At 41.3% G+C, this 23,915-nt stretch carries 17 protein-coding genes and 1 pseudogene; 8 read left to right on the top strand and 10 right to left on the bottom strand.

Annotation, left to right across the window (positions count from 1 at the left end; genetic code table 11):
* Positions 1-66: 66 nt before the first annotated feature.
* From RRG12_RS19635 to RRG12_RS19650, 4 genes and pseudogenes are all read right to left on the bottom strand, one after another.
* Positions 67-1,809 (bottom strand): IS1634 family transposase, encoded by a 1,743-nt coding sequence (locus RRG12_RS19635; RefSeq protein ID WP_420758750.1) that lies wholly within the window; start codon positions 1,807-1,809, stop codon positions 67-69.
* A 122-nt stretch (positions 1,810-1,931) separates the two neighbouring features.
* Positions 1,932-2,606: pseudogene (locus tag RRG12_RS19640) on the bottom strand (M90 family metallopeptidase); the annotation flags it as partial.
* A gap of 93 nt (positions 2,607-2,699) precedes the next feature.
* Entirely contained in the window at positions 2,700-4,622 is a 1,923-nt protein-coding gene (locus RRG12_RS19645; protein WP_420760230.1) for a hypothetical protein, read from the bottom strand.
* A gap of 14 nt (positions 4,623-4,636) precedes the next feature.
* The gene (locus tag RRG12_RS19650; protein WP_420760231.1) at positions 4,637-5,536 is read right to left on the bottom strand and encodes a hypothetical protein; all 900 of its coding nucleotides are present in this window, start codon (positions 5,534-5,536) and stop codon (positions 4,637-4,639) included.
* A 155-nt stretch (positions 5,537-5,691) separates the two neighbouring features.
* On the opposite strand from RRG12_RS19650, the gene RRG12_RS19655 reads away from it, so the two are divergent.
* From RRG12_RS19655 to RRG12_RS19680, 6 genes are all read left to right on the top strand, one after another.
* Positions 5,692-6,483 carry an SAM hydrolase/SAM-dependent halogenase family protein gene (locus RRG12_RS19655; protein WP_420760232.1) on the top strand — a complete coding sequence of 264 codons (792 nt, stop codon included), beginning with the start codon at positions 5,692-5,694 and terminating at the stop codon, positions 6,481-6,483.
* 255 nt (positions 6,484-6,738) lie between these two features.
* A complete protein-coding gene (locus RRG12_RS19660) occupies positions 6,739-8,238 on the top strand; it encodes a cryptochrome/photolyase family protein (RefSeq protein ID WP_420760233.1) in 1,500 nt (499 codons plus the stop codon).
* Between the two features lie 55 nt (positions 8,239-8,293).
* A complete protein-coding gene (locus RRG12_RS19665) occupies positions 8,294-8,500 on the top strand; it encodes a hypothetical protein (RefSeq protein ID WP_069074228.1) in 207 nt (68 codons plus the stop codon).
* Between the two features lie 13 nt (positions 8,501-8,513).
* On the top strand, positions 8,514-8,771 hold the full coding sequence (locus RRG12_RS19670) for a hypothetical protein (RefSeq protein WP_176727193.1): 258 nt from the start codon (positions 8,514-8,516) through the stop codon (positions 8,769-8,771).
* A 102-nt stretch (positions 8,772-8,873) separates the two neighbouring features.
* Positions 8,874-9,266: a hypothetical protein gene (locus RRG12_RS19675; RefSeq protein ID WP_420760234.1), complete on the top strand. Its 393-nt coding sequence runs from the start codon at positions 8,874-8,876 to the stop codon at positions 9,264-9,266.
* A 177-nt stretch (positions 9,267-9,443) separates the two neighbouring features.
* The gene (locus RRG12_RS19680; RefSeq protein WP_420760235.1) at positions 9,444-10,190 is read left to right on the top strand and encodes a Uma2 family endonuclease; all 747 of its coding nucleotides are present in this window, start codon (positions 9,444-9,446) and stop codon (positions 10,188-10,190) included.
* Positions 10,191-10,424: 234 nt separating this feature from the next.
* Here the strand turns inward: RRG12_RS19680 and RRG12_RS19685 are convergent, their stop codons facing one another.
* Entirely contained in the window at positions 10,425-11,168 is a 744-nt protein-coding gene (locus RRG12_RS19685) for a response regulator transcription factor (protein ID WP_069074231.1), read from the bottom strand.
* 157 nt (positions 11,169-11,325) lie between these two features.
* Here RRG12_RS19685 and RRG12_RS19690 point away from each other — a divergent pair, with 157 nt between their 5' ends.
* Entirely contained in the window at positions 11,326-12,390 is a 1,065-nt protein-coding gene (locus RRG12_RS19690) for a YheT family hydrolase (RefSeq protein ID WP_069074232.1), read from the top strand.
* Positions 12,391-12,591: 201 nt separating this feature from the next.
* On the opposite strand, the gene RRG12_RS19695 is transcribed toward RRG12_RS19690, so the two are convergent.
* Positions 12,592-12,759 carry a hypothetical protein gene (locus tag RRG12_RS19695; protein WP_176727194.1) on the bottom strand — a complete coding sequence of 56 codons (168 nt, stop codon included), beginning with the start codon at positions 12,757-12,759 and terminating at the stop codon, positions 12,592-12,594.
* A gap of 740 nt (positions 12,760-13,499) precedes the next feature.
* On the opposite strand from RRG12_RS19695, the gene hetI reads away from it, so the two are divergent.
* Positions 13,500-14,219: a 4'-phosphopantetheinyl transferase HetI gene (gene hetI / locus RRG12_RS19700; RefSeq protein WP_420760236.1), complete on the top strand. Its 720-nt coding sequence runs from the start codon at positions 13,500-13,502 to the stop codon at positions 14,217-14,219.
* Between the two features lie 67 nt (positions 14,220-14,286).
* Here hetI and RRG12_RS19705 read toward each other — a convergent pair whose 3' ends face one another.
* The 4 genes from RRG12_RS19705 to RRG12_RS19720 all read right to left on the bottom strand — a co-directional run bounded on the left by RRG12_RS19705 (position 14,287) and on the right by RRG12_RS19720 (position 23,741).
* Positions 14,287-15,090, bottom strand: a complete 804-nt coding sequence (locus RRG12_RS19705) for an SDR family NAD(P)-dependent oxidoreductase (protein WP_420760237.1) — start codon at positions 15,088-15,090, stop codon at positions 14,287-14,289.
* Between the two features lie 570 nt (positions 15,091-15,660).
* Positions 15,661-17,175, bottom strand: coding sequence for a thioester reductase domain-containing protein (locus RRG12_RS19710; RefSeq protein WP_420760238.1), 1,515 nt, complete (start codon positions 17,173-17,175; stop codon positions 15,661-15,663).
* A gap of 2 nt (positions 17,176-17,177) precedes the next feature.
* Positions 17,178-18,854 carry a PfaD family polyunsaturated fatty acid/polyketide biosynthesis protein gene (locus RRG12_RS19715; protein WP_420760239.1) on the bottom strand — a complete coding sequence of 559 codons (1,677 nt, stop codon included), beginning with the start codon at positions 18,852-18,854 and terminating at the stop codon, positions 17,178-17,180.
* A gap of 135 nt (positions 18,855-18,989) precedes the next feature.
* Positions 18,990-23,741, bottom strand: a complete 4,752-nt coding sequence (locus RRG12_RS19720; protein WP_420760240.1) for a PfaB family protein — start codon at positions 23,739-23,741, stop codon at positions 18,990-18,992.
* Positions 23,742-23,915: the final 174 nt, after the last annotated feature.

The following is a 23,915-nucleotide window of genomic DNA, read 5'->3' on the forward strand; positions in this document are numbered from 1 at the left end:
TTCCTCTTTCGATCCGACCAAGCCTATTGACTGGACGTTCGCTCATTTTGACCTTGTGAGTGAGAATTATGTCTTACAGGGCTTAAGTTCAAGCTCATAAATGGATTCAGGGATTTTCATCAATAAAAGAATCTGTTTTTGAAGCTGGTTAATAGGGGTAATGAAGACCGTAGAATCAGGGAGGAAGTAAAGAGTTAGGTGACAAAAAGCCTTAAGCATTTGTTCGGCAGAAGGACGAGGAGTTTTTCGTTTGGGATTGCCATCATAAAGACCTTGCAAAGAATCTTCAGCTTGTTGAAGTGCCTGCCTGACAACAAACTCCATAAGGGTAAAAACGCGCAAAGCAATGTTTAATAAAAACATCAAGCCAGTGATTCGGTTTTGATTCTGGAAGTAAATCGGTAAAGCAGGCAAAGAACCCCTTTTAAAGCGATGAAAACCGCGTTCAAGAAGCCATTCGTCTCGGTAATACATTACCGACTCAGATAAAGTTAGCTGTTCGGTAGGTGCATTAGTTACGTACAATCGCCAACCAGCCAAAATTTCTGCTTCAACAATTGCACTATCAATTTTCTCAATTTGGAGTTGAAGCCGTGTCGAAGTAACCTGTTGTTGTAGAGTATTTTTCGAGGGTCGTCCTCGTCTTTGATGGCGAGTTTCTGTTCGTGTTTGTTCTGTAATCGTAGTTGAGAAAAAATCAGTAACGCGATGGCGTTTGAGGATATTCTCAACCTTATAAGTAAGCACATCTAGCTCGGTTCCTGGTTTATTGGCTAATTTCTCCAAGGCAAGTTGAGCTTGATTGATGCGTTTGTTTTGACTATCAATCGCTCCTAGAGCAAGCTTGTGGGAATAAACTACCAAATAGCGTTCGTGCCAACGAACCCATTTATTTGTTTCTGGATTTAACCAAAACTTACCCAACTCAACCTCAAAACCTTTACCAACAGCAGTTTCTTGTTCTTCTTGTTGGGGTAAACGAATATCGATGATTTCTGTTGATGATTGTTTTACCCATTGTTTGAGCAATTGGGGGTTTTGTCCGCTCATTGGCAAGGGAACACAGTAAAATCCTCCATTTAATGCGATGTTGGCACGGGTTGAGATCGAACCAGCCTTACAGTCAGCGATGAAGACAAAATGTTTGTGCCCAATTACTTTTTGTATCTTTTGCCAGGTGGGAAAATATAAAGGGTCATCGGCTCCATTGCCTTCAAGAGTGGCGCTGACTAACGGCATTCCCATCGGGTCGAGCGTTGCTAGTAACTGACGATATTGCAATAAGTCTGGGCGTTTATCTTTGGAGTAGCCATGACGCAATAGATTGTCTTCTAGATGACTTGTGTTTTCATGATTTACACTGAAGCTTGTTGTGTCTGTGCGTGCAATTTTTGTCGGTAATTCGTATGCTCTAATTATCTGCCTTCCTAATTTAATTTCTATTTCTTGTCTAGCAAGTGATTGCTTGCCTAATTCTTCTACTACCCTTCCCAATCTGTCATCACTGACATCTTTGTTTCCTATCGACCACCCCGTTGTCAATTCCAAAATCTTTCGATGTGTTTCTACCCATTCTTCGACTGCACATAACCGATGGTCTGATTGAGTGATTATATACGTTAGTAATAATACACTCAACTGCCCGTAGCTCATTCCTTGGTGGTTTCCGTGCGGCTTCTTCAGTTTTTGGTCGATATGTTTGGCTATCTCTATCTGAGCAAGCCATTCAACTATTAATGGAATATCGTCTATCCGCTCGGAGCTTATTTTTACTTCTGTCTCACTCATCGATGCACCACCACCTGACATCATTCTCTACTCAAACTACCCCCAAATCCACTCTCATCAGGGAGTTGCTTCAAAAATCCTCTTAATCATTACCCCTCAAGGAATTAATTCCTTTGACTGCCTTAAAATCAGCGAACGCACAGCATTACCGTCTTTACACCTTGTAAAACATCATTACAAAGTTGCTGATATGCTTCTGTCATCACCTTCGCCCAAATAGTATAGTCTGAGTTACTTTGCAGTATCGGAACTCCTTCAGCTTTACCATTTTCTTGATCTAATTGATGGGCGAATTCATGAAGCACAACATTACGTCCATCTCTCCAGTTATTCGTGTCTTGTTTCACCTGTTCCCAAGACACTACTAATTGGTCATTCGTCCACGATTCACCCAGTCTTGCTACACGCCTTTCTTCAACAACATAATTTCCGACAGAATTTTTTTCCTGAACAAAATAAGCATTGGGATATACCAGAATTGAACGAAGTTTGGTAAAGTACTGTCCACGTTCATTTAATAGGAGTAAACAGGCGACAGCAGCAATAGTCAGTTTCATTTCCTCCGTCACCTGTAATCCTCTACAGCCAATAAATTGCTTTTCTGCTAAGAAAACTTGAATATGCCCCTGAAGTCGCCTGATTTCATCGGGAGCAAGGCAGAGAAAAATGGGAAGATTATTCTCAATAATGGCATTCCAAAGTGGAGGAAAAGGACGATTTTTCAGACGGTTTCTTCGCTTCTTAACTAGGATAGGATTGACTAAAATTCCAGTGATGATCAGCCCAATAATGAGAAAGACAACTATTGTTTTAATCATTTCCTTTTGAGCAGTTTACATATTTAATTTATCGGTCAACTGAGGCGATGCGGTAAAAATTTATAAAAACTACATTTACTGGTAATATAACTGCTATTGGATCAGAATTATACAAGATTGAACTTTAGTGGCAAGGGTTTTTTGTAGCCCTTGTTCAACTTTGACAATCAGTTTGTCAAAAGCCTCTTGATTTGCTGTCAATTGTTCTTGAAAAACTTTCTCTAACTCCGGCTTGATTTGCTCACACATATCATCAATTTTTTTGTCATTCAAAAAACTCGAACGAATCCAACTAGGAATATCCACATTTGTCTTGATTACTTCTTGAACACTCTTACGATTTAGCTCCATTCCTGCCGCCATAACCGAAGCCCCATATACTAGTGCAATAGGCCAGGTTAAATGCCCAGTTAGTATGAGAGTAATGATGCTAGCCACAGCGCCTCCACCAATTACTACATTGACAATAAACGCTACTGTCTCAGCCAGGATAGCATCTCCAATTCGTAGCTCTGGGTTAACAAAATTTGGATCAATACTATCCTCGAATCTTAAGCTGCTTCTAGGTATCTGAAACTTTCGACATATTGGATCGGTTTGTGCGGCTAAATCGGGTTGGATTTTATTGCTAAACCAAGAAGCACATTGATGATTAATTATCTGCACAGCAATATCGCTTTTGAGCCACTGTTCTGCTTGACTGAATAAAGATGTTTCCAAATCTGCTAAAGTCCGTATTTTGTTTTTTTGCCAATCTTTTAAACCTGGTTTAATTGCGTTGACAATCAAGCCATCTGTCAAAGGCTTAGTTAGTGATTCGATTAACTCCGGGATATGCTTTTCAATCAAGCCTTTAAGCTTATTTGAGGTAAATAGTTTGTTGACTTCTTGTTTAAAAGCAGCAGCACGTAGATCCCATCGTCCTACTCGTGCTAAACCCAGTGCAATGCAGCGTTCCGGTTCTGGATCAGGGCGAAGCAGCGTTTCTGGTTCAGGAAACATTTCCTGACAAAGAACGTGCGTAAACTTCATGCGAGATGCACCGCCAGTCATCAGCAAAAGTTTCGGCACGATTCCAAGTTTTTCTAGCTTTTCTTTCGCCTCGGTTAAAGAGTTGCTAAACGATCGCACCCAACTATTAAGCTCCAGTTCCGGTAAGGGCTGGTTTAAAATTTCCTCCATGATCAATTTATTCACTTGGGGAATAAAATAAATCTGTTCGTTGATCGACTCGAAGCCACGCGCAAAGGATTCAGGATCGCTGTATAGCTGTTCATTAGAAAAGTAATCTTCTTTAGCTTTGCGACAAGCAAGTTCACAACGAGCTTGGTGATGGGGATATTCCTTAAATACTTTTTCGAGTAATGCTTTTTGTTCGTGGTTGGCGAGAGTCCGGGCAAAAATAGCTTTGTCAATTAGGGATGCACCTAAAGTATTACTCCCGAAATCGATGGGTATCTCTTCTAAGCTTTTAACTAGAGTAAAATCTGTGGTTGAAGAACCAATATCGACAATTAGCACCGATGCCAGAAGTTTGTCATACTCCAACTTCCCGGCTTCCTTGGCTTGCATGAAAGCAGCCCGCGATTCAGGTACAACATTTAGTTGGGGAATGCCAGCTTCTTGAAGTAGCTTTTGGTATTCGGTGCGATCGCTAACTGTCCATCCTGAAGGGCAACCAATGTAAAAATAGCTACCTTCACCACCTTCAAGTTGTTTACTTTCTTTCAAAAGGCGGTAGTAGGTTGCCACAAAAGTGCTAATTGTTTCCCGATATTTGGGATCATTATTGGGTTTTTGCTTGAATGAAATTGTCAGTTGGGTAACGCCAGCTTGAATTAATGCTTGTTCGCCGACAAGATAACCGAGTTTGGGATGCCAGCCAAGAGCCGTAATTTGGTTCTTCTTGTTATTAATCTCCAGCATTTGGGGGGGTTCGATGCTTTCCACGATCGCTTTCGCTACAGCCGTTTCACCGTGTCCCAAATCAAAACCGATTGTTTCTAAAATTTCCATACCTTTATTGTCTATTATTCTCTAGCAGAGGAATATGCTGGTTCAATTACCCTACCGCGTCTAATCAAGCGATCGCCTTTTAACAAAGCCGGCGTTAGAGTCACGTGTTCTTTGGTATCGGGGTCGATACTTGGCTCAAAGTCAAAATAATTGCGATCGCTATTTGCTCGGTAAATTTGAGCGTTAATTCCCTGAGACATTAAAATCTGTGGCAGAAGTTTCGCCAGTTCATGAGCCATTTGGGGTTTATCAAGTTTGGATGCGCCCATTAGTCTTTGGAGAAAATTCAATAGCTCTGGCAGTTCTTCTATTGCTAGATCGCCTTCATGTTTATTTGATTCTTCTACTCTAGCCACTGCTAGGTCAATAGTGTTGAGAGCATCGCCAAGATGATCTAGAAATACTTTGCTATCAACCCTAAGAATGGGTTGAGGTAATTCCAATAGTCCTTCAGATATAGAATTATTTTGCTGATTGTTTAATTCGAGTTGAAGTACAATTTCTAATCCTATAAGTAAAGAGGTTAATAAGATAGCCATCCACGCACCTGGGGTAGTTTTCGTTAAGGAAAACAAAGAACCTAAGATGCCTATATAAATTAGTCCCTTTAGCAGTTTCAGAATTAATCTGCTGCTAAACAACTTTGTCCCTGTATTAGTAATTTGCTTTTGTCCTGTTGGAGCAACTTGAAGATAGTTAGCTGCCGCAAGAGTAGCGATAGACTGCCGCAGCGTATCCAGAAAAAAGGAAGCCAGACGAACTTGAGCCAAATTCAGCTTTTCAATGTAAATTCTTTCGAGATTATCGAGTCGGTTTTGAACCAGTTTCACTATTTGCTCAATGCCGATTGTATTATCAATATCTGTCTGAAGTTGGTTGCGTTCTTCGCTAAAAAGTGAAGTAATTGTTTTCATTGCGTTGACTAAGACTTTAAGGTTATTAATTAGGAGTGAAATGAACAATCGTTTTTTCATTTCAACCTGTAATCACATAATTACGAAATAATTCATAATTCCTAATTATGAATTAAGTTGATTGCAAATTACTACTCATCAGAAGGAGTAACAGAATGTTTATCTGCGTCATTGCAGACTACGGTACAGGAGATCCGGCATTTACTGAAGTCACACAACGTCTGCTGATGACTTTTCCCCATGCCCAAATTCATTTGCTTTCGGTTCCAGCATTCAGTACCTTAGCAACGGGATTTTGGATTGCCCAACTCGGACTTAACCCAGGCCCTAGCGATCGCTTAATTTATCACAACTGTGCGCCTCGCCAAGATGATCCTGAAGCCCGTCGAGACAATGAAGGTGAAGGACTAACTTATGCCCTTTTATCCAATGGTGTAAAAGTAGTGGGTGTGAATGCAGGTTACACCCTCTCCTTTATCAAAGACCATACAAAGGAGTTGCGAGTGGTCAACGTTTCTCGTGGTGGTTCGCAGTTTCGCTCACGGGATGTGTTTCCTCCAGCTGCGGCTGCCATTATGAATGAAGATTTTAGCCTTTTGGGAGATAGCTTGAAGAGTGAGCAAATCCCAGACGTTCCACCAGATCGAATTGCCTGGGTTGATGGCTACGGCAACATCAAAACAACTATTGGGGCGCATACACTTAACTTGGAGCCTCAAAGCAAGATCGTGATTCGCATTGGAGATGTGGTCAGCGATGCAGTATATTCTGATGGCAGTTTCAAGGTATCTGAAGGAACTTTAGCTTTTGCTCCTGGTAGTTCCGGTTGGTCAAGAGGCGATTCAGGGGAACCATTGCGCTTTTTAGAACTATTTCTGCGAGGAGGGAGTGCTTGGGAGCGCTTTGGTCGTCCCCGTGTGAATCAGCAAGTAACTAGAATTGCCTAAAATCGATCGCCCCCAGAAATTCTAAAAGAAAACTCTTGAAGAAGAATTCAGAAGTCAGAATGGGCTAAACCTTAGCTATCCGCTAACAGGAGTCAGAATCAATCAGTCGCGGGTCGTACAGAATTCATTCTGAATTCTGACTCCTGACTCCTGAATTCTGTTCGATAAACTACCAAATCAAATCCACTCCCCCACGCCTTACAAATAAACACTATCTATGTTTATCTGTAGGTGTGGGTATTAGTGGTAATAACAATGACAATTGGGGTTTGGATATTAGGCGACCAACTTTGGGTAAAACAAGCAGCTTTACAAAGTTGTTTTGATCAAGAGAACGTGCCTGTAATTTTAATTGAGTCACTGGATCATGTTCAAGTAAGACCTTACCATCAGCAAAAGCTGGTCTTACTTTGGTCGGCAATGAGGCATTTTGCCCAAGAGTTGCGACAACTAAAATATTCAGTCACATACAAAATAGCTGAAGATTTTGAAACACCACTCCAAGAATGGATTAGGGAAAATCAAATTACTCAGTTGCGGGTGATGACACCGAATGATCTACCGTTCACCCAAATGATTCAAAGTTTAGAACTATTTTGCACAATTACCTTGATTCCTAACAATCATTTTTTGTGGAGTACAGAAGAATTCAATAATTGGGCGTCAGGTCGTAAGCGTCTATTAATGGAAGACTTTTATCGGGAAGGAAGGCGACGTTTCCAAATTTTAATGGAGAAAGATAAACCAGTCGGCGGACAGTGGAATTTAGATAAAGAAAATCGTCAACCACCCAAAGGTAAATTAAACACACCACCTGCACAATGGTTTGAACCAGACGAAATTACTCTCGATGTCATTGATCAAGTTAATTCTCTCACTTGCCCAACTTATGGAGAAATAAAACCTTTTCGCTGGGGGATAAATCGTCAACAGGCACTTCTAGTATTAGACTGGTTTATTCAAAACCGTCTACCGAATTTTGGCCCCTATCAAGATGCAATGGTAACGGGAGAAGAAACAATGTGGCACGCGCTACTTTCTCCTTATTTAAATATTGGGTTACTCCAACCAATTGAGGTAATTGAAGCCGTACAACAAGCATACTTCCAACAGCAATTGCCTTTAAATAGTGTGGAAGGTTTCATTCGTCAGCTGTTGGGTTGGCGAGAATATATGCACGGTATTTATCACTATGTAGATGCAGATTACTCAGATAAAAATTGGTTTAACCATACACAACCACTACCAGATTTTTTCTGGACAAGTAGAACCGAAATGAATTGTTTACACCAGATTCTTAGGCAAGTGGAACGCACTGGCTACGCTCATCATATCCAACGGTTAATGGTGTTGAGTAATTTTGCTTTAATTGCCGGACTTTCACCACAATCTGTAGAAAACTGGTTCCATGCAGTGTTTATAGATGCTTATGACTGGGTAATGCAGACAAATGTTATTGGTATGGGTTTATTTGCTGATGGAGGTGTGTTGGCATCTAAACCCTATGCTGCTTCTGCTAACTATATAAATAAAATGAGTGACTATTGTAAAAGTTGTGTTTATAACCATAAGGAACGTGTAGGTAAAAATGCTTGTCCGTTCAACTTCTTCTATTGGGATTTTCTTGACAGACACCGCCAACAACTACAGTCTCAAGGAAGGATGAGTTTTATTTTAAAGAATTTGGATAAAATGTCTGCTGAAGAATTACAGTCTATCCGTCAACAAGCTCAAGATTGGCACGCCCAATTATAGGTATCGTAAAGGTATATCAGAACCAGTCACTTATCAGTACGGTAGAGGTACTTAAATGACAAAAACAACCGAGAACACATTTGGTTCAGGGATGACTAATGAAGATTGGTTTAACTTAGGAAAATCTGATGCTTGGGCTGGAAAAGCTAAATTGGCACCAGAAGAAGATTCTCAAGCTGCTAGTATGTACGACCTGGGTTACTGCGAGGGAAAAATTAAACGGCCGCCAACTGAAATTAGTCAGTCTGCTACAGCCCTTTGATGCCGTCTTCAGCTTGACTAACATCGTAGCCAGCCATTTCCAATCTGCTTTGGCTGTAGCAACTTCTGTCTTCACGTTTGAGTGTTTCGCGCACGCTGTAGCAACTTCCGCCTTAACTGTAGCAACTTCCGCCTTCACGTTTGAGTGTTTCGCGCAGTCTGTAGCAACTTCTGCCTTGGCTGTAGCAATTTCTGCCTTCACGTTTGAGTGTTTCGCGCAGGCTGTAGCAGCTTCCGCCCTGACGTTATCAACAGTAGATGTAAATTACTGAAATTCTAAGTTTATTGATAAAAATCAATAATTTTACGTATGACAACTTTTTAAACAATTGTCCACTATAGAGTTATGTAAATTTAAAAAATGAGTAACAATTATGGCAAGACCAAAACGTAATTCACGTATTCTTGGCAAAGCTGAAACACGTCTAGCAAGCATTAAATCTATTAATTCAAGTCTAGATGTCGGAGAGGGATTGTCAGTCAAAGATTATACTGTAAAAATCGAAAGCCTGCGACAATCTCTAGAAGCATACAATACCACCCTCTCCACTATTGATATCTTGTTAACCCAGATTCTTGAAAATGAAGAAGATTTGGCAGACTATTCTGAGAAAATTTTGCGTGGTATAGCTTATAAATTTGGTAATAATAGCTATGAGTATCAGATGGCTGGAGGTACTCGTAAAAGCGCTCGCAAGCGTATTGTGCGTCAAAGTGTGGTTTCTGCTTTCGGTCAACCTGCTTCTACTGGTTTGCAAATTAAATAGGATATCGCAGTCTTCAATCATTAGTAGAGACGTTGCATTGCAATTAGGGTTTTTATAAAGGCGATCGCACACTTCTTTCCGGGATGAAGCGATCGCCTTTATCGATCTTGGGGTTTAGATTGAGGCGATCGCTTAAGATAAAAATATCCGCAACGCCCAGCCAACAGGTGAAAAGCTATGTCAGAAACTATCCTAGCTGCACCAGATATTCAACTCCCACCCACCCAAGCAGAATTACCCTACGATGACGGTATTCCAATGGAAAGCGCACGCCATAAAGCCCAGATGGACTTGCTCATAGATGCTCTGATACCTTGGTTGTCAGAACGAGAGGATGGGTTTATTGGCGGTAATATGTTTGTTTACTACAGTCTGGCGCAGGTGCGGAACAAAGACTTTAAAGGGCCAGACTTTTTTGCTGTGTTGGGAGTCCCTAAAGGAGAACGACGCAGTTGGGTAGTTTGGGAAGAAGGAAAAGCACCAGATGTAGTTATTGAGTTACTTTCTGACAGCACAGCCCAAGCAGACAAAAACTTCAAAAAGTTGATTTATCAAAATCAAATGCGTGTACCAGAATATTTCTGGTATGACCCTTTTAACCCTGATGATTTGGCTGGTTTTTCTAATGAAAAAGGAGTTTATCAACCCATTGCCGCAAATGCTCAAAATCAGTTGGTGAGTCAATCTTTAGGGTTAGCATTGCAGCTTTGGCAGGGAAATTATAAAGGTATTAATGCTACTTGGTTACGCTGGGCAATGTCGTTAGGAGAATTACTGCCAACTCCTGAAGAAAAGGAACGCCAAAGGGCAGACAAGGCAGAATCACAGTTATTACAAACTGCACGCAACTTACTTGAGTCTGGGATGACAATCGAACAGGTAGCTAGGTTAACAGGTTTGAATAAATCTGAAATAGAAACGTAGAACTTAGAGCAGAATTCAGAATTCAGAATTCAGAATTCAGAATTCAGGAGTCAGAATTCAGGAGTTAGAATTCAGAATATTTAGAATACAGTTGAGGCAAAAATGCGATCGCCTCAGTAGTTAAAGGTTCCATAGCTTAAAAGCTGGTACAAAAGTATATAAAATTCGTAGGCGTGCACAGCTGTGCTAGCCTACAAATCTGGACACTCACCACTCAGTACTGCTTGGGTGATTTCACTCCACCACTGTTACAGAAGCACCTTCTACTGATGGAGGTATACCGGGTAACTCAAGACAGTATCCAGCACCATACACTGTTTTGATATAGCGGGGATGGCGAGGATCTGGTTCAAGTTTGGTTCTCAAGTGGCGAATATGCACTCGAATCGTTTCTATGTCATCATCAGGATCGTAGCCCCAAACTTCTCTGAGGATTTCGCTGGGAGAAACTGTTTGACCGTGGCGTTGCAATAAGCAGTGAAGTAACTCAAATTCCAAGTGAGTCAATTTCACCGTCTCATTGAACCATATTGCCTCAAATCTTTCGGGAACGAGGGTCAATGAGCCATAGTTGAGAATCTCACTATGCTTTGCGGCTTGGGGAATCCGGTCAGTCCGCCGCAAAAGTGCCCGTACCCGCGCTAGCAGTTCTTCAACTTCAAAAGGTTTGGTGAGGTAGTCATCTGCGCCAGCATTGAAGCCTTCCACCTTGTCCTGAGTTTGGCTCAAAGCCGTCAACATTAACACGGGAATCTCAGAGGTGCGATCGTCTCGGCGCAGGCGTTGGCAAACGGTGAACCCATCTACTCTAGGCAACATTAAATCGAGCATGATCAAGTCTGGTTGTAGCTGGAGAGCCAGCGCTTGACCTTTGATGCCATCTTCAGCTTGACTAACATCGTAGCCAGCCATTTCCAAGTTGACGGCAACTAGTTCTGAAATCGCTGGGTCATCGTCTATGACAAGAATCCTCGGCATTCTTAAAAAATTATTACTACTTATTAAGGATAATTAACAACCTTTGATAGATACAAAGATTTTTGAATCAATGATGAAAAAGTTTTTAAATCTTACATAAATATTAAGATTAAATGACTGTGAAATCAAGACTCAATTACACGAAATCTTATAGTCTATGATGTGTTATACTCCCCCCTACAATCCGTCTTGGTTTTTACAAAACGGTGTGATCATGACTGTATACACCGCTTTGTGGGGAAAACGTAACTGGCAAAGTACTACTAAAGACCCAGAACCGTCTTATCACGAGAAAATCTTCATTGGTGGTCAAGGTGTGCCAATTTTTGGCTTGGTTGCCATCCCGGAAAATGCTCACAGCACGATTATTGGTACTTATGGCATTACCGGAGAGTTAGAGACGGAATGGTTTTTGAGGGTGCTAGGACGTAAGGCTTACGCTCAAGGATACGCGATTGTGTTATTTGATTGGCGTGCCCACGGCAAAAGTGCCGAACTGTCCCCGACTCTAACTTCTGATGGTTTGTATGAGGGGGAAGATTTTGTTCGCATCGCCGCCGCAGCTAAGGCAATGGGATGTCCGGGTAAATTTTGGTTTACAGGGTATTCTTTAGGGGGGCAATTGGCGCTATGGGCGGTGAAGGTGGCTGGTGAGGTGATTAGGGACTATGGAGATTTAGGACTAGAAGATAGCGATATTGGCGGTGGTATGGTGATTTGTCCAAGCTTGGATTCGGAGCGATCGCTATCTTATCTAGTTACAAAGCCATTTGGTAGATATTTGGAAGCAGGGATTGCCCAAAATTTAAAAAAACTGGCATGGCGGATTCATGATGCTCATCCTGGAAGCCTTGACCCAGAAGCGATTGAACGGGCGAACAGTATTTGGGGTTTTGACAATGAACTGGTAATTAAGCGACTTGGTTTTCCTTCTGTGGAAGCATATTACCAAGCTAGTAGTGCTTTACAAATATTGCCGCAAATCTCGAAACCAACTTTGATTTTATATGCCGCTGATGACCCACTTTTTGACCCAAGTATCATACCGGAATTAGAAGAAGCTTGCGATCGCAATTCTGCAATAGATTTGTTTCTCACTCAGTACGGCGGCCATGTTGGCTATTTGAGCAGTAAAGAGTGCCAGCGTCAGGTAAACGATTCTGATCCTTGGTGGGCATGGAATCGGGTCTTACAATGGTTAGAGCAACAACGAACAGAGTAATAGGCAGAACGACATTCTAGTTGCTAGGATACTCGACGGATGGAGTCGTATTGCTTGGAAGCCTAAAATAGAGCAATCCTAAATCATTCGTGAAAAAAATCTCTTGCCTATTGCCTATTGCCTATTGCCTATTGCCTGTCTCCACAACTAATTTCACAACTCAGTAGGATTGCTATAGAGAATATGGCATTGACCCAGAAGCTACCACAATATCATTGGTAAACCAGCAAGAACAGAAGCAATACCTGTCCAGAGAGTAAAACGCGCAATATCTAACTCATCCAAAGCAACGCTCATTTGCCTAATTGCTGATAGCAGCGCTGCTAGTAGCAGTATAAAAAAGGCAAAGTACTCCAAATTAAGAATCATTCATCCTCACTATGTTCTACAAAAAAGTAGTTGTAATAGGTTTTTAACAAGCTTTGGCAAGGGTTTTTTGTTCCAGATTTAACACTTTTGGAGAAAACCTATTTACCAAAAAAGGGAAAAGGGGAAGGTGGGGCCCCCTCTGGGGATAAGGGGCGGGGGAAGGGGTAAAGGAATTAAAGATAAAACTTTTCCCACACGGTATAAAGCCCCTATTTTTAAATATGGAAAATATTAAAAGAAGATTTTTAGCGACACGTAGTGCAATAAAAATCAGCGTCCATATTTGAAACAAGAGCTTTTAAGCATGGAGTTCCCTTTCCCCTTTCCCCTTTCCCCCTTTACCTTTTTTCCTCAGTGAAGATATATCTACGTCAGAACACTTGCAGACATTCCTCTTAGTTGCTTTGAGTAAAACTGTAATAGCTAATGTTGTAGCCAAAATAAAATTTGCGATTCTCTGTCAAGAGTTTTAAAGTATTCTCTCTCAGGGGATTTAACGTGGAGTTGAGGAGCGTACATCTAGAGTAATAAATTATAATATTTAGCTAGCAAAAGCGATCGCGGCTACCTGTATTTAGGTTTACAGCTAGACTTAATATCTAACAACACCTATGGTAGATTCTAGGAAAAACACGCGCAGTTGTATATAGTAATGCTAAAGCGTCAAACTAGATCCACCCATAATAATCGTTGTAATTAAACAAACTATTAAAGTAAAACTCCCTTGACTTTTTGACTCAATGACCGCTTCTAATGATATTTGGCTACCTGCACCCACGGATTTCACTTTGCTACCGGATGAGATTCATGTCTGGCGCATAGACCTTGACCAACCAGAAACAAAACTGCAAAGTTTAGCAGCAACTCTTTCCAGTGACGAAACGGCTCGTGCTGAACGGTTCTATTTTCAGGAACATCGGCAGCGTTTCATTGCTGGTCGCGGTATCCTCAGAACTATATTAGGTCGCTATTTGGATATCCAGCCCCGACAAGTACAGTTTAATTATCAACAGCGTGGGAAACCAGTATTAGCAGATAAATTTGCCGATAGTGGACTGGCGTTTAACTTGTCTCACTCCCAAGGTTTAGGTTTGTGTGCGGTAAATTGTACTCGCCAAATTGGTGTAGACCTAGAATATATTCGCCCGATGTCTGATTTAGAAGCTCTTGCCAAACGGTTCTTTTTGCCGAGAGAATATGATATGTTGCGATCGCAATCTCCTAACCAACAGCAAGAGATATTTTTCCGTTACTGGACTTGTAAGGAAGCTTATTTAAAAGCAACTGGAGACGGACTATCCCAGTTAGAGCAAATTGAAGTGTCGCTCACTCCCACAGAACCAGCCAAGTTACAGATAACTGAAGACTGGAGTTTATTTGAACTAGTACCCGCAAACAATTATGTTGCTGCTGTTGCGGTAGAGAATTTTGGCTGGGACTTGAAGTGTTGGCAGTATTAATACTAGTCATTAGTCATTAGTCATTTGTTATTCTTCCCCCATGCCCAATGCCCCATGCCCCATGCCCTTACTTATCCTCCTGCATATTTCGCACAATTTTTGTTACCAGATTTCTAGGTACAAATCTGACGCTTTTTGCAAGTATTGCATTGAGTAAACCAGGAATGACAATGGTTTGACCCTTCATTAAGGCACGAAAACCAACTTCTGCTACTGTTCGTGCATCCATCATTCTCTTACCCTTGAGCAGCTTAGAGTCAGCCATTCCGGTTCTTTCGTGAAAAGCGGATGCGGTTGAGCCTGGGCAAAGAACTGTCACAGTGACACCAGTACCTTCTAATTCATTAGCGATCGCTTCTGAAAACGATAAGATATAAGCTTTAGTAGCAAAATAAACTGCCATCAAAGGCCCTGGTTGAAAAGCCGCAGCCGAGGAGACGTTTAATATCTTACCTTCACCTTGCTTGACCATGTGTTTCAGGAATAGCTTGGTTAAATGGGTGAGACACACCAAATTTACCTGTAGCATTTCCAGTTCAGTAGCTAGGTCTGTTTCGTGAAATAATCCATAGATACCAAATCCGGCATTATTTACCAGCACATCAACATTAATATCGGCTTTTTGTAACTCTGTAAAAATTTCTTCAGGAGCCGTTGATATAGATAAATCCTTAACAATAGCCTTGACAAAAATTCCAAATTTTTTTTGGAATTGAACTGCAATTTCTACTAGCTTTGGCCCGTTTCTGTCTACTAAGACCAGATTGTAATCATGAGCAGCAAAAATACATGCTAATTCGTAGCCAATTCCACCGGCTGCCCCGGTAATAAGAGCAGTTTGTTTGCTCTGTCTTTGAAGTGTTGTGTTCATTTAAGAATATTGGTGAATTCAACTTGATCAAGCTGCGTTGCATTTACAGTGGTTCTCGTTCTACAATTAAGTACGCGTAATATCTCAACCTACAAGAAATATCTTGAGTTATTACTCTTTCAAATGCTTGTTTAGTGCATTGGATAGATGTAGCAGTCCAAACGCAAATTTAGGACTTATGCATCGAAGAAGTTGGGCATTAAATAAGTTCGGTTATTTCAGATTACTAGCATAAGGCTTTTAATCACTCACAAAAGCCAGCAGGTAAAATCAAACTTTATGCCCGACATTAACCATTCTATCCTCAATTGCTTCTGTCAAGGGGTGAATACTAAATATTTACATGATTGAGCATAAAAAAACAGGGCAATTATATTGCCACTGTTGGTATATAAGTTGTTGCTGGCATCTGAAATATTAACTATTCAGCAGTACTGAGTTTTAAAAAACATCGACTGAATAAACTTGTTTTGTTGTATTTGTAGGGTGTGTTAAGGCTTCCGTAACGCACCGAAAGTATCCGGGATAATACGTTACGTTCCTAACACATCCTACGCAAGTTGTGAATTTCTAAGCGAGATTCAAGAAGCCGCTTTGAATCAAGTAGGAAGTATAAGTCATAAACAATTGAGAGTCAATGGGAGGACAAGCAATAGAACTACCTGCCAATGCATGAAGAGTATCTTGGCAGCTAATATGGGGTCTTCTAGCTTGTAAATACAAATCAGGAATAGTCAGTTGTTCATCAGACCAACGTTCCAATAAAAATGGCCGCAGAGTGTACAAAGGATTGTCAGCAGAAGTGACATTATTGATTAACTCAGATTGCCATTTTTCGTAAGGAATCATCTCAACTGAATAACCAAAAGAGCGTATCCACTCAACGAGCATTTTCAAAGAGGCGGGTTGGGGATGTTGTAAATTGAAAGCTTTACCTATGGATTCTTTTTGGCGTGATAGATAAACAATGGCTTTACTTACATAGTCCACAGGTGACATATCCAACATATAATCTACATCAGGGAAATATCCCATTTGTAGACAGCCCTTGGTCATCAAGTTGATAAAGTCATGTGTGTTACAAATACCTGTTTTGCTATCACCTGAAATCAGCGGTGGTCTGTGGATAGTTACAGGAAGCCCACGGTCACGAGCAATTTTAACTAACTTTTCAGCTACCCATTTAGTTTGTGAGTAACCAAGATAAATACCTTCCCAATGATTGAATTCATCCTGTTCTTTAACAACCTTGCCAGCATAAGCAGTAGATTCAAAAACAGCAACACTGGAAACGTAATGTACAGGCTTGACTTTAATTTGACAAGCCAATCTCAAAACTTCTTGAGTTCCTAAAACATTGGCTGCTTTCAGTGCAGAGTATGGGAAAACATAATTCAATAAAGCAGCACTATGATATATAGTATCAATATTGGCAGCTAAAATTTGAAACTGTTCTGAACCAATACCTAACAATGGCTGAGATAAATCGCCGACAATCGGAATAATTCTGGAGTTAAATTCTTCCTGCCAAATGGCATACTGTTCCAGGTTTTTTTGGAGCTTGCTTTTGCCTTCTTCGGCATTAGCAGCACGCACCAAGCAATAGATATCCGCATTGGTTTCTTGTAGCAATTCCCGGATGATAAAGGCTCCTAAAAAGCCCGTTCCACCAGTTAAAAAGATGTTCTTGGGTTCACCCACAAGCACATTAGATGCCGCACCAGGATGGATGGTAGGATCAAGAACAGCCTCAGCACCTAAATCTAGAACAGTGGGTGCAGTGTTGGCATTAGAGGCTACTACCTTTGTATCTTGAACTGGTGAACCATCTTGCACTTCTTCAGCTAAACGCTGTGAAAGAGCTTCAATATTTGGGTAATGCCACAGCAGCAATGGAGAGGGCTGAAATCCGAGCAACTTTTCTAAGTTACTGACTAGAATCATTGCTTGGGCTGAATCCAACCCATAGTTTTCTAAATGTTCTTTGACATCTATTTCATCAGTTGCAACTCCTAGCAACTTAGCTAAGTTAGATACCAAAAATCTTTGAATATCGTCTGCTGTGAAAGACTGTTTTATAGTCATTTTTAAATCTCCAACAAGGATGTAGAACGAACAGGGTGATATTGACTGTAATAATCGGAAGTTTGCAGCCCTTGAATTTTCAAATTTTGGACGCGGTACAAAAAGGCTGCACCAGTCATAATTTGATTAGCAACATCAACTACCTGACGATTATTTGGTTCAGACAAATAAGAACCGCGTACCCAGTCATTGAAACCGCCCATTGCCGGGCCACACCAAATTTGATAATCGACTTCTCTACCTTTTTCACCAGAACTAGACCAGCGAGAAGATAATCCTAAATACCAACGGAAAATCAACGCCATTTTCAGTTTAGGATTATTGACTGCTTTCCCAAGTTTTTCAGGATTCTTTTGGGACAAATAAGCCGCAGTTCCTTCCCATACTTCGGCAATAGTTTTACGAAAAACTTGTTTTTCTAATTTCTCTCTTTCTGCCAAAGGGATGCTTTCAATGGAATCATAAGCGCGATAGAGTTCAAATAATTTCTGCGCTCGCATGGGGAACATTGTACCCCGTTTGAGAACTTGCAATTTGACTCCCATTTCAAACATATCTGCTGCTGGGGCCATTATCATATCAGCCATTTCTGCTTGGGCTAGTAACTTTTTGGTATGTTCACAAGCCCCAGATTCAACACATGACTGATTAATGGAACCAGTCATTATATAAGCAGCACCCATCATGAAAGCTGCTAATGCTGATTGTGGTGTTCCAATTCCCCCTGCAACGCCGATTAGAATCGGTGTTTGGTAATGATATTGGGCTTGAATTTCATCACGCAAGGCAATAACAGAAGGCAGCAAACAAACAAGGGGACGGTTATCTGTATGACCTCCAGAATCAGCCTCGACGGTAATATCATCAGCCATCGGAACTTTAGTTGCAAGGGTTGCTTGTAACTCGGTAATTAACCCTTGTTGAAGAAGTTCTTTGAGAATTCTTGCTGGTGCTGGTTGCAAAAATTTAGTCGCAACTTCTCGACGAGAAATTTTGGCAATGACTTTATTTTTGATTTCAATTTGATTGGCGCTATTTAAGCTCAATCCAGCAACACGGTAATAAACAATGTTGGGTGTCAAGTCGAGAAATGCAGATGCTTCTACTGTTCTCACTTGATATTTGAGGTATAAATCCACTGCGCGGCGTTCAATCGCAGGTTCGTTGGGGCTGTGAATTAAATTAAATGCGTAGGGCCCTTGAGGTAAAGCTTGTTGGATGCGATTGATGGCTGCTTCCAAACGTTCTGGAGTTAAACCACCTGCACCAAAGGAACTCAAAATTTGCTCTTTTCCGAGTGCAATGACCATTTCTTCGGAAGCAATTCCGCCAGCCATTGCACCTGTAACGTAAGCATATTTTACTCCATGAGAGGAGAGAAAATTGGGATCTCCAAACTGTTGAATGCGGATTGGAGCTGCAAATGTTAGCAGTTCTACTTGTGCTGTTGTGCCATTATCACCAGGGCATAAATACCCCTCGTTTGTGACACCGATTTTTCCGGCAACTTTCACGATGTAGCAGGGTTTATTTAACACCATCAATTTATCTTTGATGGTTTGTTTCTCAAAAGATACAGTTTCTAAAGAACCTTTCCAAACCTGGTTTTTGTTATATGACCAGGAAGAAAAATTAAGGCCATTATCGTGTTTACTTAGTACCGTATCTACGGTTGTCACGGCAGTTATCCCTCGGATTACAATTATTAAATAAGGGCAGTGGGGAATAGGGAATGGGGAAGAAATATTTTCCTTTTATCAATCCACCTTTCCCCTTACCCAAGGTTATTGACGGTTGAAGTATGTAGACTTATGTCAAGATTCGTCGTTAAGTAAGTTTTGGGCGCAAGCTAGTTGCAATTGAATGATTTCGCTCATTTGCTGACTGTAATCTTGTCTAGCTTGTAAGAAGGCTGTGTGTGCTTTAGTTATCTTTGAATTATTAGCATTGAGCTTTTGATACTGGGTCTTATTTAAATCGAACATGCTGATGATGCTACTAATTTTTCGAGTTATGACAGGTGCAGAAGAAAGAGGAATTGGCTGTCTAATTGCGCTTGACTCAGAAGATTGTAATTGTTCTTTCGGTTCAAAAACGTTATCAATGATATTTTTCGGTTTTACTTCTTCTGGCTGAGGCAAGATGTTAGGGGAGTAATTTTCTTCTTGGGTTATTTGGTTGGAAGTGTTAAGATAATCTGTGATTTCAGATTGCTGGATGTTAGGTATATCTGGATGCTGTATTTTGAAGCGATCGCATTTAATATCCTCAACCAAATCTTTAACAATCTGGCGATTTTCTTCACTCAAAATTGTAGCAGCGATTGCTTTCCCACCCAAGGTAACTGTTCTCAATGTTGCTTTATTTGAATTAGCGGTTCCTTGAGCTTTGTTGTACAACGGTGATAAATCGACATTCACCTGATGACTGAGTAGTTTTGCTAATGCTTTGACCATTGCAGCATGGTCATCCATGCCTCTACGATTTAGAGAGACTGTGATATGTTCTTGGTTGCCGAGAATTTTGTCAATCCATCGCGAACAGACATTACCCGCGCCTGCTTCTAGAAATATTTTGACTCCATCACCGTAGACACGATTAACTAATTGCGGAAAATCAAGTTCTTGGCACAATCCTTTGGCGATGTTGTGAGCAATGGTATCGCTATCAAGTGTAATTGGTTGATAATCGGCGGCAGAATAAAAAATAATACCTGGAAGATTTTGCGATGGTAAGGTGTTTACCTTCTTGATTTCTTCGTACTGCGATCGCATCGCTTCACAATGTATCACATGGTCGAAGGGAGCGGGGAACGCATTGCAACCTAAAGTTGCAATCACTCGCTTACAAGCGGCATCATCACCTGCAATTAATACTTCTTCTGGTGTGTTGATTTGAGTTAAGTAGACGCGATTCTCATGTTTCAGGCATTCTCTAACTTGCGATGGAGTAGCCATGAGAACATAGGTATTCCAAAGATTGTTGTTTGGTGAATCGGTTAATCCCCAATATTCACGCACTGCATTTTTCGGCCCAGATAACTTATCGCCAAATAGAGGTGATGAGTTTAAAGTGTTACTTCCGCCCTCAAAATCACTCCAAACTCCTTGGGCAACCATCATACTAGTTTCGCCCAAGCTATACCCAAATACAGATTGCGGCTTGACTTTAAAATCATCTCGGAAAATTGCCGTCATGTATCTAGCAAAGGCGATTTCACTTTCAAACATTGCTAGGGAATCATCTAACAATTGCTTTTCAAGAGTTTCTAATTGCCTGGTTGTTAATTTAGGTAAGCTTCTGGGGTAAACTAACTTTTCGACATCGGCAGCCCGATTGTAGAGATTGTTACTTTTTAAGTCCTCGAATACTTTCGGAAATAAGCGAAAAACAGTACGACCAATACCAATGTAAGAATTGACTGCTGCGGGATAAACGTAAGCAACTGCTCCAGTTTTACCTAATGGTTTCGCTGTGAAATAACTACCTAGTGGTGTTTGCCAATCTGTGCCGTTTTCAAAGGCATTATTTATACCTTTGCGGGCAGATTCAATTTCTTTGAGTAAATCTTTTGTGTTACGTCCTGTGATTGATAAGACGTATTTTGGATTAGAATGCTGTTGAAAAGTAGCGAATATCTCGCTGGCGGTAGCTGATAAAGAAGAACTCGCTTCTATGGTATTTTGGAGATTGTTGAGAAGATCGGAGATGGTGGTGCGATCGCTAACTGCGATAGGAAACAGATGAAAAGGCATTTGTTGCAAATATCTGTTGTCGCGTTCCTCTTGGCTGGGTTCTTCCGACAAGATTAAATGGGCGTAACTGCCATCTATACCCATGCTATTAATTGCTGCTATTCTGCGTGTGCCGCCTTTATCGACAAACCAAGGTCTTGATTCCATTGCCACATAGAAGGGGCTACCTTCCCATACTTGCGGTGTTTTGACACCAGACCATTTGGGTGTGGCGGGAATATACCTGTAATAAAGACAGAGAGCGGTTTTGATTAAGCTAGCAATTCCCGATGCTGTATAGGTGTGGCCGATATTGGCTTTGACGCTGCCCAATGCACAGTGCAAACCATTGCCCACTTTCGGATAAGCTTGCAATAAACCTGTGATTTCGGCTTCATCCTCCTGGGGAACGCCACTACCGAAGACTTCCACATAGTTAACTTCTGTGGGTTGAATCTCCGCCATCTCGAAAGCTTGTTTGCAGACATTGCTGATAGCTGAAGCATCAGGTTTTACCAAAGCATCACTCAAAGTAGAATTACCTTGTGCGAAACTCATGGCATCAATTACTGCATAGATGCGTTCATTATCTTCCTTAGCAGCTTCGTAGCGCTTGAGGACAACAGCACCCGCACCTTCGCCAACCGTCCAGCCATTAGCTTGTTGGTCGTAACCCAACGTATTGACACCCGTATTAATTGGGGCAAATTGGCTGCGGAACAAGACGTTTTCTACACCACCGGCTAAATCTACCGCACCCACAACCACCGCGTCTACTTCTCCCGTAGCGAGTAGCATTTGGGCAACTTCCAACGCTTTGAGGGCGGAATTTTCGCCAGCGCTGACGGTGAATGCAGGGCCAGTGAAATTCCACAAAGCAGAAATTCGACTCGCCATGATGTTGGCGATGTGACTTACATATTCGCCGATTTCTACAGGTTGGTGAATGCTATCTTTAACGATGGTTTCCAGTTGCGCCAGCTGTTCAGCAGGTAGAGAAATTCCTTGGTTGAGTAAGCCGTCCTTAACTTGCCAAGATAGATTCCATCTTTGCTGTAGCTGATGCACAGAGAATTCTGTCTCGGCGGCGACAATCACTGCCACATTGCCACCCTCCTGTAGTTTCGCATCTTTCACGGCGCGATCGCTAACTTTCAGGAGCAACAATTGTTGTGGGTTTAATTTCTCTATCTCATTCGGTGGGATTTTGCACGATAAAGTATCGATTTCAAAATCCTTGATGTATGCTCCTACTGGTGCTTTCCCGTCTGTTAAACCGTATTCTTTGAGGACACTTTCTTGATTTTCTATCCCGTGCCATCTTTGAGGCGGTAGAGAAGTAAAATGCTGTGTTCCATCATAAATACTGCGTTCAAAAGCATCTAAGCCATTGCAGTTACCAAAAAAGGCATCCATGCCGACAATGGCGACTTTGGTAGGTGGAACAGGCGGAGTTGATTCAACTGATTCTGTTGTACTCCCTTGTTCTAAAATCAGATGAGAATTAGTGCCGCCAAAACCAAAAGCACTGATAGCCGCCCGTTTAATTGGTGCGTTATTATTCGGCCATGTCGTAGCTGTTCTAACAATTTTATCGGCGGAAATTGTACCTTTTTCTGATGTTAAAGGTTCCGAAACATTCATGGTTGCTGGAATTACACCATGAGACATACTCAAAATCACTTTAGTCAAGCCAACCATGCCAGCAGCAGTTAACAAGTGACCAGTATTGGCTTTGGCAGAACCCACCAGAGGCGCGGCTTGGTTTTGACCAAAGAATGTTTCGATGGAGTTAAATTCGGTTGTATCTCCTAGCAATGTGCCAGTGGCATGACACTCTAGGTAATCGATGGTTTTAGGACTAAATTTCGCCTCATTATAGGCTCGTTCAAAAGCTAGGACTTGTCCTTTAGGATTTGGACTGAGTAAATGTTTACCTTTACCATCATTCGATAGTCCATTACCGCAGATGGTAGCGAGAATATTGTCGCCATCTCTAACGGCATCAGAATATCTCTTCAGCATTACCATTCCAACACCGTCGGCGGGAATTAGCCCTCTAGAGGATTTATCTAAGGGGCGGCTAATACCGTTTTCTGCATACCCTTGAACGCCGGAAAATAACATCCGCACGAATAGGGAATCTGCACAACTGATGGCTCCAGCTAACATGACATCAGCTTTGTGTGACCATAAGTAATGAGATGCTAGTTTAATGGCATAAAATGATGACGAGCAAGCAGCATCCAGACATAAATTAATCTGAGATAGAGATAGAGCTTGAGCAACGATAGATGCTGGTAAACCAGATATCATCGCATTGTATAAAGATGCTTTGGTTGCACTTGGTAAAGTAGCTAAATCAAAGTCTTCATGCTGCAAAAGTTCTCTGACAGCAGGATTAATAGCTTGCTGGTAAATTGGCGAGAATAATTGATTAGATAATTTTGTTGGGAATGACAAATTACCTAAAATTACGCCACATTTTGCCAGAACAGTTTGATTACCCCAATAACCACTTTGTTCAATTGCTTGTTTAGCGGCATACAATGACCATTTGAAGGTGTTATCTAAACCAGCAACAAATTCTGATGGTAGATTGTACTCGGAGGGGTTAAACTGGAAGTTGCGGATGTAACCGCCTTTGAGGGAATAGGTTTTGTCTGGTGTACCTTTAACTGGATTGTGAAATATTGTCGGATCTACTCCGATTTCTTCGACGGTTGCAGAGGATGTCGAATCTTTTTGATTAACGATGTTTTGCCAGTATTCTTCAGGATTATTTGCATCGGGGAATAGGCATGATAATGCGATGATGGCTATTTTTTCCACGATTTATATGCTCCGAGTTTGGGTATTTAGCAAGAGATAATTAAAAGGCAGGATTTACGCTGTTCCCCAAACTTTAAACGAGGCAAGTTCTAGCAATCCTAAGATTTTGATAGTTTGTAGTAAGCACTAAAGTGCTTATATTAAGAAGGACTAAAGTCCTTACTACGAACTTTA

Source organism: Nostoc sp. CALU 546, assembly GCF_048836525.1.